General features: G+C 39.6%; 14 protein-coding genes, 1 rRNA gene and 1 other annotated feature. All 15 genes read right to left on the bottom strand.

All coding sequences use genetic code 11. The features are described from left to right. Positions 1–2: 2 nt before the first annotated feature. Positions 3–656, bottom strand: coding sequence for an RNA polymerase sporulation sigma factor SigH (gene sigH / locus IEX29_RS21390; RefSeq protein WP_188737083.1), 654 nt, complete (start codon positions 654–656; stop codon positions 3–5). 953 nt (positions 657–1,609) lie between these two features. After that, positions 1,610–2,116, bottom strand: a complete 507-nt coding sequence (locus tag IEX29_RS21385) for an NYN domain-containing protein (protein ID WP_188737080.1) — start codon at positions 2,114–2,116, stop codon at positions 1,610–1,612. Then, the gene (rlmB, locus tag IEX29_RS21380; protein ID WP_188737290.1) at positions 2,117–2,845 is read right to left on the bottom strand and encodes a 23S rRNA (guanosine(2251)-2'-O)-methyltransferase RlmB; all 729 of its coding nucleotides are present in this window, start codon (positions 2,843–2,845) and stop codon (positions 2,117–2,119) included. It abuts the gene before it with no gap. 25 nt (positions 2,846–2,870) lie between these two features. Next, the gene (locus tag IEX29_RS21375) at positions 2,871–3,272 is read right to left on the bottom strand and encodes a Mini-ribonuclease 3 (protein ID WP_188737078.1); all 402 of its coding nucleotides are present in this window, start codon (positions 3,270–3,272) and stop codon (positions 2,871–2,873) included. Then, positions 3,272–4,678 (bottom strand): cysteine--tRNA ligase, encoded by a 1,407-nt coding sequence (gene cysS / locus IEX29_RS21370; RefSeq protein WP_188737076.1) that lies wholly within the window; start codon positions 4,676–4,678, stop codon positions 3,272–3,274. The genes IEX29_RS21375 and cysS overlap by 1 nt, the downstream gene beginning before the upstream one ends. Next, positions 4,659–5,315 (bottom strand): serine O-acetyltransferase, encoded by a 657-nt coding sequence (gene cysE / locus IEX29_RS21365; RefSeq protein ID WP_188737288.1) that lies wholly within the window; start codon positions 5,313–5,315, stop codon positions 4,659–4,661. The genes cysS and cysE overlap by 20 nt, the downstream gene beginning before the upstream one ends. 331 nt (positions 5,316–5,646) lie before the next feature. Continuing rightward, positions 5,647–5,862 (bottom strand) — a binding site (T-box leader). Between the two features lie 67 nt (positions 5,863–5,929). Further along, the gene (gene gltX / locus IEX29_RS21360) at positions 5,930–7,399 is read right to left on the bottom strand and encodes a glutamate--tRNA ligase (RefSeq protein WP_188737074.1); all 1,470 of its coding nucleotides are present in this window, start codon (positions 7,397–7,399) and stop codon (positions 5,930–5,932) included. Positions 7,400–7,598: 199 nt separating this feature from the next. Next, on the bottom strand, positions 7,599–8,696 hold the full coding sequence (locus IEX29_RS21355; protein WP_188737072.1) for a PIN/TRAM domain-containing protein: 1,098 nt from the start codon (positions 8,694–8,696) through the stop codon (positions 7,599–7,601). Between the two features lie 158 nt (positions 8,697–8,854). Continuing rightward, positions 8,855–10,228, bottom strand: a complete 1,374-nt coding sequence (gene radA, locus IEX29_RS21350; RefSeq protein WP_188737070.1) for a DNA repair protein RadA — start codon at positions 10,226–10,228, stop codon at positions 8,855–8,857. 226 nt (positions 10,229–10,454) lie between these two features. Then, a complete protein-coding gene (gene clpC, locus IEX29_RS21345) occupies positions 10,455–12,884 on the bottom strand; it encodes an ATP-dependent protease ATP-binding subunit ClpC (RefSeq protein ID WP_188737068.1) in 2,430 nt (809 codons plus the stop codon). Between the two features lie 13 nt (positions 12,885–12,897). Next, positions 12,898–13,962, bottom strand: a complete 1,065-nt coding sequence (gene mcsB / locus IEX29_RS21340) for a protein-arginine kinase McsB (protein ID WP_188737066.1) — start codon at positions 13,960–13,962, stop codon at positions 12,898–12,900. After that, complete coding sequence (gene mcsA / locus IEX29_RS21335) at positions 13,959–14,510, bottom strand: protein-arginine kinase activator protein McsA (RefSeq protein WP_188737286.1); 552 nt, start codon at positions 14,508–14,510, stop codon at positions 13,959–13,961. Before mcsA ends, mcsB begins: the two co-directional genes overlap by 4 nt. A 29-nt stretch (positions 14,511–14,539) precedes the next feature. Beyond that, positions 14,540–15,007 carry a CtsR family transcriptional regulator gene (locus tag IEX29_RS21330; RefSeq protein WP_188737065.1) on the bottom strand — a complete coding sequence of 156 codons (468 nt, stop codon included), beginning with the start codon at positions 15,005–15,007 and terminating at the stop codon, positions 14,540–14,542. 182 nt (positions 15,008–15,189) lie between these two features. Further along, positions 15,190–15,876 (bottom strand): MgtC/SapB family protein, encoded by a 687-nt coding sequence (locus tag IEX29_RS21325; protein WP_229720325.1) that lies wholly within the window; start codon positions 15,874–15,876, stop codon positions 15,190–15,192. 326 nt (positions 15,877–16,202) lie between these two features. Then, positions 16,203–16,302 (bottom strand): 5S ribosomal RNA (gene rrf / locus IEX29_RS21320); the annotation flags it as partial.

The raw sequence follows: 16,302 nt of genomic DNA, 5'->3' as shown, positions 1-16,302 counted from the left end.
TTTTAAATAGTGACCCCATTTTCCTCAAGCAGTATCTCCAGCTTCCGCTTCACCCGGACTAAAGCGTTATCAATCGATTTCACATGACGGTTTAACTGTTTCGCAATTTCTTGATAAGTGCAGCCATCCAAATACAGCCGGAGCACTTGTCTCTCCAAACCGCTCAATAATTCTGATAATTTGAATTCCATCGCTCCATACTCTTCCCGGTTAATAAGCATTTCCTCCGGGTCGCTATCCTCCGTACTGCTGATTATATCCAGCAATGTCCGGTCGGATTCCTCCTCATAAATCGGCTTATCAAGAGAAACATAAGAGTTTAAGGGTACATGCTTTTGTCTGGTCGCTGTTTTAATCGCGGTGATGATTTGCCTTGTCACACACAATTCTGCGAACGCTTTAAAAGGAGTCGGCTGATCCATATTAAAATCACGAATAGCCTTGTATAATCCAATCATTCCTTCTTGAATAATATCTTCTTTATCAGCACCAACCAGAAAATAGGTCCTTGCTTTTAATCTTACAAAATTTAAATACCGATGTATCAGGAGGTCTAACGCATAGCTGTCACCTTGATGGATTAATTCCAGCAAATGAATATCTTCTAGCTTGTCCAATTTCTTGCTGCGTGTATTGATTTGCCCGCCGTTCACCAATAATCCCCTCCTAAATCGATATCTCCAAATATCTCCACGATAGGAACTATTATACTAGACGATCAGAAATATCGTCAACGACCCTTTTATGACAGAAGTAGTCGTAATTTGTCGTTTTCGTGGAAAGAAACAAGTCTTTTTACCTATACAACAATTGGATTAAAACGTGCTTATCGCTTTACCTAAAGGCTTCTGAGGCTGTATTTATTTATTCCAAAAAAATATTTTTCGTCATTACAATATGAAGGTCTGCCATTTGTCTTTAGCTGAAAACCGTCGAATATCTGTCGAACCTTATTAACTCAACTTTCACACCTGAGAATAAACATCTATACCTTACAAAGATAAGCATGTTCTTCATTATCCAGCTTGCATTTTGTCACCTTTTTATTGAAATGCAGATTGTGTATAGCGCCTTCAACCAACCACTACGCTTTCCATGGGGACGGCTTCAGCTAACTTGAAAAGAAAAACCGCTTTTCAAGTGGATCTTCAGCTCGCCCTGTTCCCATAGGAGTCTCCGTGGTTGGTCTGCGCTCAGTTAGGCTTCCACAGCGAAAGAAAGAAATCATAGCCTGATGGAGTTAGATGAAATAAACGCTTTTGCTTGATGAAAGATCATTTTAGTGTTTCAAATGGTTAATATGACAATTGAAACTATGACACACCACACAGCATGAATAATAAATATCGGGAATAGCTTTTATAAACAGAAAGTAATCGTGATGGAACATTTTTATATGCACCACGAAAAATATGTTCTTTACTATCTAATTTCTATTGGCTCCGTTGTATTAAAAGGTATAGAATCCCCTTTTAGCGGAGGCGGACCGTTTTGACTCCTGAGGGATTAGCATCATCTGACTGCAAAAAGGGTATTGCTCCTTTTTTGCAGGAATGACTTCTCATGAATTTTCTGAGAAGCACTCCCTTTTCATTACTTCCATGTATTTCTATTTCCCCCGCCGCATCTCTTCAAACCTTTTTAGTAAATCTTGATCTATCGGGATTTTAGCAGCTGGTTTTTCCTTTTGATGTACCTCAAGGCTGATGCGGATCTCCTGATTCATATCATCCATCTCAATCAGAAGCTCTCTGGCTGATTTGCGCAAAGCCCCTTGTCCAAAAATTGTCCGTTGTTCGGCATAATCTGATGTCGCAACATACACTTGCGTTTCAACATTCTTTACTTTCTTAACAAGCTTTTCAATACATTCATCTGCCGTTTCTTTTTCCTTGGTATAAATAACTTCAACTTTAAATTGTTCTTGTTTTGATTCTATTCCACGTACATAGTAGGCATCGAAGACTACAATAACACGGTCGCCAGTAAATGCCTGATATTCTGCAAGGAGCTCAATAAGCCGGTCTCTTGCCTGACCAATATCTTTTTCCTTCAGATGCTCAAGCTCTGGCCAGGCGCCGATGATATTATAGCCGTCTACAATTAATACAACCATTCAGGAACTCCCTAGAGGCTTTCGCTTTCGTAATACTTCATATAGGAGTAAACTGCATGCAACAGATGCGTTTAACGAGGAAACTTGTCCGACCATCGGCAAGCTGACCGTCCAGTCGCATTTTTTCCGGACAAGACGGCTCATTCCTTTTCCTTCATTCCCGATAACAAGCCCAATTGGCAGAGTTCCATCAAGCTGACGATAATCCTCATCAGCATCTGCCTCTGTGCCGACAATCCATACATTTCTTTCTTTAAGTTCATCAATGGTATTAGCAATATTCGTCACTCTGGCAACAGGAATATATTCCAACGCTCCAGCTGCTGTTTTTGCCACTGTAGCTGTCAGTCCGACTGAACGGTGCTTAGGGATAATAACTCCATGCGCTCCAGTTGCATCAGCAGTACGTAAAATAGATCCTAAGTTATGCGGGTCCTCTAATTCATCCAGCAAAATAAAGAAAGGGGCTTCTCCTCTTTCCTCTGCTCTGCCGAAGAGATCTTCGATAGAGGCATAGGGATACGAGGCTACGGAAGCTACCACCCCCTGATGATTTCCTTCCTGCAGCTTATCCAGCTTCGATCTTGGAACTTTTTGAACAACCGCTCCCGCTTCACGGGCAAGCTGTTGTATTTTATGTGCGGCCGTCCCCTGTAATTGTTCGGATACCCAAACTTTATTTACAGAACGGCCGGATTTTAACGCTTCGATTACGGGGTTCTTCCCCATAATCCATTCTTTTTCCTGTGTCACGTCAAGCACTCCCTTCTTCTAAGAATTCCACTGCTTTTGTCATCAATTCCTGCAGCCTTTGTTCATTTTTTAATAGATAGTGATAGCCAATCAATGCTTCAAATGCTGTACTGTACCGATATGTTTGTACACTGATATTTTTAGGGGTACTGCCCGATTTGGCATTTCTTCCCCGGATTACTACTTTGCTTTCTTCTTCTGTTAAAAGGTTACCGTCCAGCCAATGGAGGATAACCTTTGCCTGTGACTTGCCAGATACATATCGAATAGCTTCCTGATGTAATTGATTAGGTTTAATAGTTCCCCGCTCTAATAATAGCTCACGTACATATACTTCATAAATTGCATCTCCAATATACGCCAGAGCGAGGCTTTTCATCTGTCTGACATCACTGTCTTTCATTATTTACCTCTTTTCCATCTTACACCCTGCGGCGTATCCTCTAAGATGATCTTTTCGTTCTTCAATTGATCACGTATTTCATCGGCACGAGCAAAATCACGATTTTTACGTGCCTCGTTTCGTTCTGCAATCAGCGCTTCAATGGTTTCATCCAAAAGCTCTTCCTGTTCTTTTTCGATGTCGATCCCTAACACCTGAAGCATGGAGACAATCGTGTCGCGAAAGGCATCAATCACCTCTGTCGCTGTTTGTTTCTCCTGTACATATACATTCGCTTCTTTAGATAAATCAAATAGAATAGAAATAGCATTGGCTGTATTAAAGTCGTCATCCATTTCCGCTTCAAACCGTTTTTTACGGTCCTCGATACGGTCCAGCCATTCTTTATTATCTTCTCTCAGATCCATACTTGCTTTACGGCGGTGTCCTAAATTGTGATAAGCTGTTTCAATTCTTTCCAGGCTTGTTTTAGCACTTTCTAATAATTCTTCTGTGAAATTAATCGGATTGCGGTAATGTACGGAAAGCATAAAGAAACGCAATACTTTCGGGTCGTGCTTTTCAATTAAATCACGTGCAAGTACAAAATTACCGAGTGATTTCGACATTTTTTCATTGTCGATATTAATATAGCCGTTATGCATCCAGTAGTTTGCAAAGGTTTTATCATTATGTGCTTCCGATTGCGCGATTTCATTTTCGTGATGCGGGAAAGTTAAGTCCTGCCCTCCTGCATGAATATCAATCGTTTCACCTAAATATTTCTTCGCCATCGCCGAGCACTCAATATGCCAGCCCGGGCGCCCTTCTCCCCAAGGAGATTCCCATGCAATTTCTCCCTCTTTTGCTTTTTTCCATAAAGCAAAATCTAAAGGATCTTCCTTTTTCTCACCAACTTGGATACGTGCCCCAGAGCGCAATTCATCAATAGATTGATGAGAGAGCTTTCCATATCCTTCAAAGGAGCGCGGCTTGAAATAAACATCTCCGTCCGCTTCATAAGCGTAGCCTTTGTCAACTAATTCTTTGATAAAGATAATAATCTCTTCCATCGAATCCATAACACGCGGATTTTTAGTTGCTTTTTTAACACCCAATGATTGTACGTCTTCTAAATAAGCATCAATAAACCGGTCAGCAAGTGTACCTACCTCTTCCCCTGCTTCTTTTGCTGCTTTAATAATTTTATCGTCTACATCTGTAAAATTGAGAACATAGCGTACATCAAATCCCCGATATTCAAAATATCTCCGAACTGTATCAAATACAATGGCCGGACGTGCATTTCCGATATGGATATAGTTATACACGGTAGGACCGCAAACATACATAGACACTTTCCCCGGCTCAATTGGTTTGAAATCCTCTTTCTGCCTTGTTAACGTGTTATATATTTGAATCGTCATGATTGTTTATTCTTCCTTTCTTTAAAAGCTCGACTTCCGCTTTTAGTTCTTTAATCTGGTCTTGTAAATCACTGCATTTTTCCGAAACCGGATCTGGAATGTTCTGATGATCCAGATCCCTGTTCAGCCGTATTCCATCCTGGACAACGACTTGGCCGGGAACACCGACAACTGTAGAATTAGCGGGAACATCTTTTAATACGACGGAGCCTCCACCTACCTTCGAGTTCTCTCCAATTGTAATTGCCCCAAGTACTTTGGCACCTGTCGATATCATCGCATTGTCTTCAATCGTGGGGTGACGTTTACCTTGTTCTTTCCCAGTTCCTCCAAGTGTTACTCCTTGAAAAATAGTGACATTATCCCCTATTTCACACGTCTCTCCGATGACAACACCCATTCCATGATCAATAAACAATCGTCTTCCTATTTTTGCCCCTGGATGTATTTCAATACCGGTTATAAAACGGGAGAATTGCGAAATAAAACGGGCCAGAAATTTCAAGTTCTTACTATACAGCCAGTGAGCTATGCGATGAGCCCATATTGCATGTACGCCGGAATAAGTTAACATAACTTCAAAATATGTTCGAGCGGCTGGATCTTGTTCAAATACAACCTCCATATCCTCCTTCATTCTTCGAAAGACCACAATATACAGCCCCTTTATTTAAAATAATTGGAAAAATTCCACACAGCATAAGTGCCCTTGGTTTTCTCTTCTATATCTAGAACAAAAGCGCAGAGCGCCTGCTTAAAAACGTAGAGATTGGAGCGGCGCAACTGAGATAAAGGAAACACGGTGAGGTGACGAACCGATGTTGACTTATCGTAGGGCGTGACGTGAAATCTCCTAGTTTTTGGCGCTCGGAGCTGGACGCGGCTGTTTTTCTATAAATAGTTATCCACAAGGAAATATTTCTATAATTTCCTAGGCTATAAGAAAAGCGTCTCTGTGTTATAAAAAACACAGAGACGCTTTTGCGCGGTCCCACTCTGTTCAGAGAAAGATAGTCCTCTCTCCACTTGGCTCTGTTAACGGTAGAGAACCGCTATCGTGTACTTTATTTTCTACGATAGACTCTGAGGCGCACTTCAAAAAGAAATCTTAAAATCACTCGCAGCACATGTGATTCTCTCTGTGTAAGAAATTCATTTTTACTTTACCCCATCCACGCTTTATGGATATTTCATTTTTATAGGCATTTCTTATAAGGCTAATATATTATATAATGCAGCAAATGTGAACTCTTAAGCTCCCATTTCCTTTAATAATTTATCCAGACGCTTCACAATAACATCTCTTCCTAATAATTCAATAGCAAAAGGAAGCTCCGGACCGTGCATTTGGCCTGTTGTTGCCACACGGATAGGCATGAAAAGTTTCTTACCGCGATGTCCTGTTTCTTTTTGAGTTGCTTTAAATTGCGCTTTGATCGAATCTTTGTCAAACGACTCTAAATGGATTAATTTATCTGTGAACACCTGCAATACTTCAGGAACCTGTTCTTCATTCAGGATTTCACGCTCTGCTTCACCATATGAAATATCCTCTTGGAAAAACAGCTCTGTCAATTCCACGATTTCTGCCCCATAGCGTAATTGTTCGCGATACAGGCTAATCACATTCTCTGCCCATTCGCGTGTCTTATCATCCATATTTTCAGGAAGCTTACCTGCTTCAATTAAATGCGGCAATGCTAAGTCAATTACACGGCTTAAATCGACTTTTTTAATATATTCATTATTCATCCATTTTAATTTATGCTGGTCAAAAATAGCAGCAGAGGTAGATAGCCGCTCCGGATCAAATATTTCAATCAGTTCATCCTGGCTAAACATCTCTTCCTCGCCAACTGGAGACCATCCAAGTAAACTGATGAAGTTAAACATCGCTTCCGGCAGATAGCCCAGATTACGATATTGCTCAATAAACTGCAGGATATGCTCATCACGTTTACTCAGCTTTTTGCGTTCTTCATTAAGAATTAATGTCATATGTCCGTAACGCGGTGCTGCCCATCCAAATGCATCATAGATCATCATCTGCTTTGGTGTGTTAGAGATATGCTCTTCTCCACGCAATACATCTGTAATTTCCATAAAATGATCGTCGATAGCTACGGCAAAATTATAAGTAGGAATACCATTTTTCTTTACAATAACCCAGTCGCCAAAATCACTTGATTCAAATGTAATCTCTCCGCGAACGATATCCTGGAAGGTATATGTTTTATTTTTAGGAACACGAATACGGATACTCGGTTTTCTGCCTTCTGCTTCAAAGCTCCGAATCTCTTCCTCTGTTAAGTTGCTATGTTTTCCGGCGTACTTAGGGACTTGTCCATTCTCACGCTGTTCTTCCCGTTCTGCTTCCAGCTCTTCTTCTGTCATATAGCATTTATAAGCTAAATCACGCTCAAGCAGTTCATCTACGTACTTTTGATAAATATCCAAGCGTTCTGTTTGACGGTAAGGACCGTAATCTCCGCCGATATCTGCTCCTTCATCCCATTCCAGGCCAAGCCATTTTAAATATTTTAATTGACTCTCTTCGCCGCCTTCTACATTTCTTTTATCATCTGTGTCTTCTGTGCGGATAATAAATTTTCCATCAAAATGTTTTGCATATAAATAATTAAATAAAGCCGTACGAGCATTACCAATGTGCAAATGCCCTGTTGGACTGGGTGCATAACGTACACGAACTTCCTTACTCATTTAAAATGCCTCCTTCATTGTTTATATCATCGCTACCTGTTTTTCAGGAGAAACTGTTCAAAAAATCTAATAGAAAGCTTTCTAAAACACCTATCAGAAAAGGAAGCTCCCCCATTTTATATTATTAACAAGTTCTATACGAAAAGTGATAACATATTCATGTTATCACTTTTTTTATCCTTTATCAGTTATACCCTTTTTACAAAGCTTTTTCAAGTAATTTTGGTTTTGCAAAAATCATCCGGCCGGCAGAGGTTTGTAAAACACTCGTAATGACAACCTCAATATTTTTGCCGATATAATCTCTGCCTTCTTCCACAACAATCATTGTTCCATCATCTAAATAAGCAACACCCTGATTATGCTCTTTCCCATCTTTAATCACTTGAACGTGCAGCTCTTCACCCGGAAGTACAACCGGCTTCACTGCATTGGCAAGATCATTTATATTCAAAACAGATACTCCCTGAAAGTCACATACTTTATTTAAATTAAAATCATTTGTCACGACAATTCCATCAATGACTTTTGCCAGCTTAATCAGCTTGCTGTCCACTTCTGGAATGTCTTCAAAATCACCTTCATAGATTTCAACTTTTACAGCGAGTTCTTTCTGAATTCTGTTCAAGATGTCCAAGCCGCGTCTGCCCCGATTTCGTTTCAACGCATCGGATGAATCTGCGATATGCTGTAATTCACCGAGGACAAACTGTGGAATAACGATGGTTCCCTCTAAAAAGTTTGTCTGACAAATGTCTGCAATCCGCCCATCGATAATCACGCTTGTATCTAAAATTTTAGGACTTGGATGCTGGACATTTGAATCTGTATCCTCTTCATCATTACTGCGGCGCTTGTCCTTTTTCGCAGGTTTGAGTATATTCATAAATTCCTCGCGCCGGCGAAAACCAACCTGGAATCCTAAATAACCAAGTATAATCATTATGAAAAGCGGTAAAACCTGTGAAAAAACACGAATACTCATATCCTGCAACGGCATATTAACAAAGTAAGCTATAACCAGACCGACAATTAATCCAATACTCCCGAAAAACAAATCCATGGCTGGTATTTTAACCAGTGCATCTTCCACCCAACGAAAGAAATTCACAATATAGTTTACTAGTAAATAAGACAAGATAAAAAATATAATAGCTCCAACAATCATTCCCAAGATAGATGAAGTTAACCAGCTTGATTCAGAAACATTTAATAACTGAACAATGGCCGGAAGATAGAGATACCCCATGGTACCACCCAATATAATAAAAAATAAATGTACTACTTTTTTCATCAATTCCTTTACACCTCCTGACTAGTATTAGTAGTATTACCAAATCATGCGTAATATATGCTAACCTGCTTGGAATTCTTCAAAAAGTTTATGCTCAAAAAGAGACTGGCAGTTTTCAATGGAATGAGTAATCGTGTTGCTTTTTGAACATTTTTTAAACCTTACTGATGTAACCCAATTTCTAAAGCTTCCTGTACATTGGAAACACCAATTACTTCGATACCCGCCGGATAATTCCAGCCGTCTAAATTATTTTTCGGACAAATTACCCGTTTGAATCCTAATTTCGCAGATTCCTGTACCCGCTGTTCAATGCGGGATACACGGCGAATTTCCCCTGTTAAACCGACCTCTCCTATAAAAATATCATTCGGCTTTGTCGGCTGGTCCCGGAAGCTTGATGCAATGCTGACCGCAAGTGCTAAATCAATAGCCGGCTCATCCAGCTTTACACCACCCGCTACTTTAATATAAGCATCCTGGTTTTGCAGCATAAGCCCGACGCGTTTTTCCAATACAGCCATCAAAAGCGGCACCCGGTTATGATCCACTCCTGTGGCCGTCCTGCGCGGGTTACCAAAGCTTGTCGGTGAAATCAATGCCTGTATCTCTACTAAAACCGGCCGCGTTCCTTCCATCGAAGCAACGACGGTAGACCCGGCAGCACCTTGAGACCTTTCTTCCAGGAAGATTTCAGACGGATTCATTACTTCACGTAATCCTTCCTCCTTCATCTCAAAAATACCCATTTCATTTGTACTTCCAAAACGGTTCTTCACACCTCTTAAGATACGGTAAGTATGATGCCTCTCTCCTTCAAAGTACAATACAGCATCCACCATATGTTCTAATAAACGCGGGCCTGCGATGGACCCTTCTTTTGTTACATGGCCGACAATAAAAATAGGAATACCCTTGGTCTTCGCAATTTTCATCAGCTCCATCGTACATTCTCTAACCTGTGAAACACTGCCGGGAGCACTTGTTATCTCTTCTTTAAAAACGGTTTGAATAGAATCAACGACGACAAAGGAGGGGTTAATTTCTTCTATCTGTCTGCTTATATCCATTAAATTTGTCTCTGATAATACATACAGCTTATCTGTTTTTATATCTAACCGGTCCGCACGTAATTTGGTTTGTCTTGTAGATTCTTCACCAGAAACATATAGAACCGGTAAGTCCTTCTCTGCCAATTGTGCAGATATTTGCAATAAGAGAGTTGATTTTCCAATACCCGGATCTCCGCCAATTAAAACCAGAGATCCTAAAACAACACCCCCGCCCAGCACACGATTAAATTCCCGCATTTTCGTTGTAACCCGCGGTTCTTTCTTCGATTCAATAGAGGTGATTTTTTCAGGCTTTTGAGAGGAGGTTATACCAGACACATATCCTGTCCTGCCTTTTACAGCAGCAGCTTCAATTTCTTCTACCATTGTATTCCATTGATGGCAAGCTGGACATTTTCCCATCCACTTAGCCGATTCATATCCGCATTCCTGGCAGACAAATTTTGTTTTCCTTTTTGCCAATGTTTGAAACCTCCTTCAAGCGATGTTCCATGTCTAATGCAAGTCACTATACATGAAACTAACCTTATTTATTATTATAGACTATTTCTGGTTTTCATAGGTTACAGGAAAGCATCAAATTAAAAAACAATCTTCCATATTTATGCCACAAGTTTTTTTGGAATAATGGAGAAAAGCTAGAAGAACCGTGTTCTTCTAGCTTTTGATACTTTATAGGCAATCCATTTTAATGGAGGACAATAAATTCTCCTTTGCTGTTTAAGCCTATTTTTACCTTTTGCTCTTTTTGAATATTTCCTTTTAAAAGCTCTTCTGATAATAAATTCTCAATATTACTTTGAATAGAGCGTCTCAATGGACGGGCACCATATTCTGGATCAAATCCTTCATTAGCAATTTTTTCAATCGCCTTATCTGTAAGAGAGAGTGTTAAGTCTTGCTCTTCTAAGCGTTTTTGTAATTGTTTCAGCATTAATGATGCAATATCCTTCATGTGTTTTTTCTCCAAGGAATGGAACACAATGGTCTCATCAATACGATTCAGGAATTCTGGGCGGAATGCCTTTTTCAATTCTTCCAGAACCTTTGATTTCATATCCTGATGCTGTCTCTCTTCATTATCTAATGTGAAACCAACGTATTTATTACGCTTCAATTCGCTTGCTCCAACGTTAGAAGTCATGATGATAACAGTATTGCGGAAATCAACAACTCTTCCTTTGGAATCCGTTAAACGGCCATCCTCAAGCACCTGCAAGAGAATGTTAAAGACTTCCGGATGTGCTTTTTCCACCTCATCCAGCAGGACAACAGAATATGGTTTACGACGAACCCTTTCTGTTAATTGCCCTCCTTCTTCATAACCTACATAGCCTGGAGGAGAACCAACTAAACGGGATGTTGCGTGTCTTTCCATATACTCAGACATATCAATTCGGATCATAGCATCCTCATCAGCGAACATTACTTCTGCAAGCGCACGGGCAAGCTCTGTTTTACCAATACCCGTTGGTCCAAGAAATATGAAGGAGCCAATAGGACGTTTTGGATCTTTCAACCCTGCGCGGGCACGGCGAATTGCTTTTGCTACAGCATTTACTGCTTCAGATTGGCCAATGACACGATCATGAAGAATTTCTTCCATGTTCAGCAGACGCTGACTCTCATCTTTGGTCAGCTTAGAAACAGGAACTCCTGTCCAAATTGATACAACTGCAGCAATATCTTCCATGGTTACTTCGGAATCAATCTGCCCTTGCTTTTCCTTCCATTCATCCTTGGTTTTCTCAAGGTTTTCCCGATAACGCTGTTCGGAATCTCTCAGGGATGCTGCCTTTTCAAATTCCTGACTTTGTACTGCAGCATCTTTTTCTTTTCTTACCTCTTCTAATTTCTGTTCCAGCTCTTTTAAATTTGGCGGAACAGTATATGAATTCAAGCGTACTTTTGAGCCGGCTTCATCGATTAAATCAATTGCCTTATCGGGCAGGAAACGATCTGTAATGTACCGGTCAGATAAGGTTGCTGCTGCTTCAATTGCTTCATCTGTAATTGTCACACGATGATGTGCTTCATAGCGGTCTCTTAAGCCTTTCAGGATTTGAATGGTCTCATCAAGTGTCGGTTCATCCACCTGAATTGGCTGGAAACGGCGTTCTAATGCAGCATCCTTTTCAATATATTTCCGATACTCATCTAAAGTTGTTGCTCCAATACATTGTAATTCGCCGCGGGCAAGTGATGGCTTAAGAATATTAGATGCGTCAATTGCACCCTCTGCTCCACCGGCTCCAATAAGGGTATGAAGCTCATCAATGAATAAAATAACGTTCCCTGATTGACGAATCTCTTCCATTACTTTTTTCAAACGGTCCTCAAACTCACCGCGATATTTTGTTCCTGCAACAACAGTACCCATATCTAATGTCATCACACGTTTATCACGCAGTGTTTCCGGTACCTCGTTATCAATAATTTGCTGTGCTAATCCTTCTGCAACAGCTGTCTTTCCGACACCGGGCTCACCAATAAGCACAGGGTTGTTTTTTGTACGGCGGCTCAGTACTTGAATAACACGTTCAATTTCCTTGGAACGCCCAATAACAGGATCTATCTTCCCTTCTTTCGCACTGACCGTCAAATCACGGGCTAAAGAATCTAAAGTAGGGGTGCTTGCGTTTGTCTGCTGCCCTGTACGCCCTTGACGCCCTGCCTGGGACTCATTACTCCCTAAGAGCTGAAGCACCTGCTGCCGGGCTTTATTTAAGCTTACACCAAGGTTATTTAAAACACGGGCAGCAACTCCTTCTCCTTCACGGATTAAACCTAAGAGAATATGCTCTGTTCCAACATAGGAGTGGCCCAGTTTTCTGGCCTCATCCTGAGATAATTCAACAACCTTCTTCGCTCTGGGAGTATAATGAATAGATTGAGAAGGCTGTTTGCCAACACCAATCAGCTTTTCAACTTCTTCTTGAATTTTGGATACTTCCAAGCCAAGAGATTGCAATGCTTTCGCAGCTATGCCTTCTCCTTCACGTACCAAGCCAAGAAGAATATGCTCTGTTCCAATATTATTATGGCCTAATCGTACAGCCTCATCTTGAGATAATGCTAATACTTTTTGTGCTCTCTCTGTAAAGCGACCAAACATCATATGTTATTTCCTCCTACTTTTTCAAATTTAATCTTTCACGAATGATGGAAGCTCTTCGAATATCACGTTCATCAGAGCGTAATGCTTTATTAGCATAATGCTGCAGGAATCCTGGTTGTGTTAAAACCATCAGCTCATTCAGTATATTCTCGGAAATGTTTTCTATTATGCCTAAATCTATACCTAAACGCAAATTTGAAATACAAATAGCCGCTTCCTTCGAATCAATAATTCTGCTATTTTTTAATGTTCCATATGAACGAAAAACGCGATCCTCCAGACTGATCTCCGATTGTTCGTAAATATATACACGAGCCATGCGTTCGTGTTCCACAAGCTGGTTGACAATGCTCTCTAAATCTTCCACAATATCCTCTTCTGATTTGCCCAGCGTAATTTGATTCGATATTTGAAATATATTTCCTCTCGCCTCGCTGCCTTCACCATATATTCCTCTGACAACAAGACCTAATTGATTAATTGCAGGGATCAGCCGATTGATTTGCTTTGTCAGTACTAGAGCAGGTAAGTGCATCATAATAGAGGCCCGCATCCCAGTTCCAATATTGGTAGGACAACTGGTGAGGTAGCCTTTTGTCTCATCGAATGCGTAGTCGGCCTTTTCTTCCAGCCAATCATCTAAGTAGTATGCTTCCTCCAAAGCTTTCCTTAGCTGAAGTCCTGGATAATACACCTGGATACGCAAATGGTCCTCTTCATTTACCATAATTGAAGTCTGCTCCTGTGCAGATAATAACACTGCAGCATGGTCACTATGCTTAATTAAATGTGGACTTATTAAGTGTTTTTCCACCAAAACAAGTTTTTCAATCATACTTAGATTTTTCATTGGTATAAATGAGATGGAATCCTGTTCCGTATCTTCCTGCTGAGTATAATTTTTTCTAATAAATTGCAGTACCTCTTCCAAAGCTTCTTGATTGCCGGATGTCGGGTATAATTTATCAGCAAAATTGCGGGCCAAACGAACACGGCTGCTCATCACAATATCCTTATCTGGACCATCCTCCAGCATCCATGGGCTGATTGCTTCATTTATAAATGATTCTAATGTCACGTGTTATCACCCGCTTCCTTATTTTGGTGATTTTCCTTTTCCAGTTCTCTGATTTTATCGCGAAGAACAGCTGCTTTTTCAAACTCTTCTTCTTCAATCAGCTGTTTTAACTCTTCTTTATGAGAAGAAATTAACCGCTTTTGCTGGATATACTTTCCTGCACGCTTCGGTATCCTTCCTGTGTGCTTCGTATTTCCAGCATGTACACGCCTTAAAATTGGTTCTACCTTGGCTCCAAAGGAAGCATAGCAATTTGCGCAGCCAAATTTTCCAGCCTTTTTGAATTCACTAAACGTTCTGCCGCAAGAAGCGCATTTCAACTCTTGAGACTGATTAGATTTTGTTGCTCCTGTTGAACTCAAATTTAATCCATCCTTTTGAAACAGCCCTGATAAAAGATCGTTTAAAGAATACCCTTCTTCTGGATAGCTTAAATAACCTTTCTTTTTAGCGCAAACTTCACAAAGACTGATTTTTGTCTCCTGGCCATTTATTATATGTTTAAAGTGTAATGTGGCCTTTCTTTCATGACATTCCTGGCATTCCATACGACTCACGGCTCCTCCCCTTCAGATAATTAATCGTTCAGATACTTAAGTGCAGTTAATGCAGATTTAAGTATACGTGCACGCAATTCATCACGTAACGGTAATTGAAAAGCTAATGTTGTTCGGTCAATACTTGCTAACATCAACTTCGCTTCACGTGCTGTTATCAGTTCCTCCTCTAAAAGCCTCTCTAAAATATCTACGGCAGCACGTTGAGGAATCGAATCACCGATTAAAAAAATAATTTCATCGATTAACTCTGATTGATCCTGATGACGTATACGCATAATCCGAATATAACCGCCGCCTCCACGCTTACTTTCAACTATATACCCTTTCTCCACGGTGAAACGTGTATTAATCACATAATTTATTTGAGAGGGTACACATTGAAATTGATCTGCAATTTCGCTTCTTTTAATTTCTATTGCTTGCTGCTCCTCTGCCTGTAATACTTTTTTCAAATATTGTTCAATGATATCTGAAATGTTACTCATCCTTCGCACCTCAAATCAAATAATTTATTGGATAAATTAGTTCTTTTGACTTTGACTAACTTTGACTATGACTTTATTATAATATAAATTCTTTAAGTTGCAAATGGATGGTATTTCTATTTTTGACAAACAGACAAGAAATCAAAACATAATTATTGAAACTCTATGAAAATATTTAAAATTTAACTTCGTTTTGTTATATTTACCACTCCTGGAAGCTTGGATATATCATCAAATAAATTAACTAAATTTTTATTCGCTTTCATATTCGTCCATATATGAATTCTGCGCTGCTTACCTTCCAACAATTTTATCTCTATTTGTTTAATATTAAAATGATTCTTTTCAATCGACTTTACTGCTTCATACATTTCAAATTCCTCTGTTGCAATAACCTCAATAAAATTACTTAATTTAAATCGGGGAAAGAAATGCTCTATTTGGTTTAAAAAAATTAAACTAGCGAGGATAATAAGTGTCGTTACAATAGCAACACTGTACATCCCGGCTCCGACAACTAATCCAATACCTGCTACAGCCCATATAGAAGCAGCTGTTGTTAAGCCTTTGATAGTCCCACCATAAACAATAATTGTGCCAGCGCCCAAAAAGCCAATGCCGCTAATTACATAAGAAGGAATCCGGGCAGGATCGAATCGGATATTATCATACTGTTCCATGAAAGAGATAAAACCAAAAATGGATAAAATCATCATTAAACAGGAGCCTACTCCTACCAGTATATGTGTGCGGAAGCCAGCAGAGTGATTATTAATTTCCCGTTCAAAACCAATTAAACCAGATAATATTAAAGCAATAAATAAACGTGATACAATAACAAGAAAATCCTCACCAATAAATTGTGCCAATTTTACTTACTCCTTTATATAGAATTTAAAATGCAATTATATCTTTACGTAATCGTTTCATCTTTTATGCATATTCCAATATGTAGAAAGAAACGACTTACCCCTCTATCATTTCTATAAGATACATCTTTAATTTTATCATGTCTAACTTCCATTATATTCTAATCCCGTTGATTTGCTAGTAATAAAATGATAATTATCTATTCTTGATTACCATTTTTAATAAGCTCATTTAATTATTCTATGATTTCGAATCTAAGATAGAAGATTTAGTCATACAAAAAAAGAAGCTAAGCAAATGCTTAACTTCTTTTTTTGTTTAATGTGCCTGGCAACGTCCTACTCTCGCAGGGGGAAGCCCCCAACTACCATTGGCGCTGAAGAACTTAACTTCTGTGTTCGGCATGGGAACAGGTGTGACCTCTT

This window comes from Oceanobacillus neutriphilus (genome assembly GCF_014645515.1).
GTDB lineage: Bacteria > Bacillota > Bacilli > Bacillales > Amphibacillaceae > Oceanobacillus > Oceanobacillus neutriphilus.
Note: the sequence above shows the minus strand (reverse complement) of the source record. Positions and strands in the feature narration are given on the sequence as shown.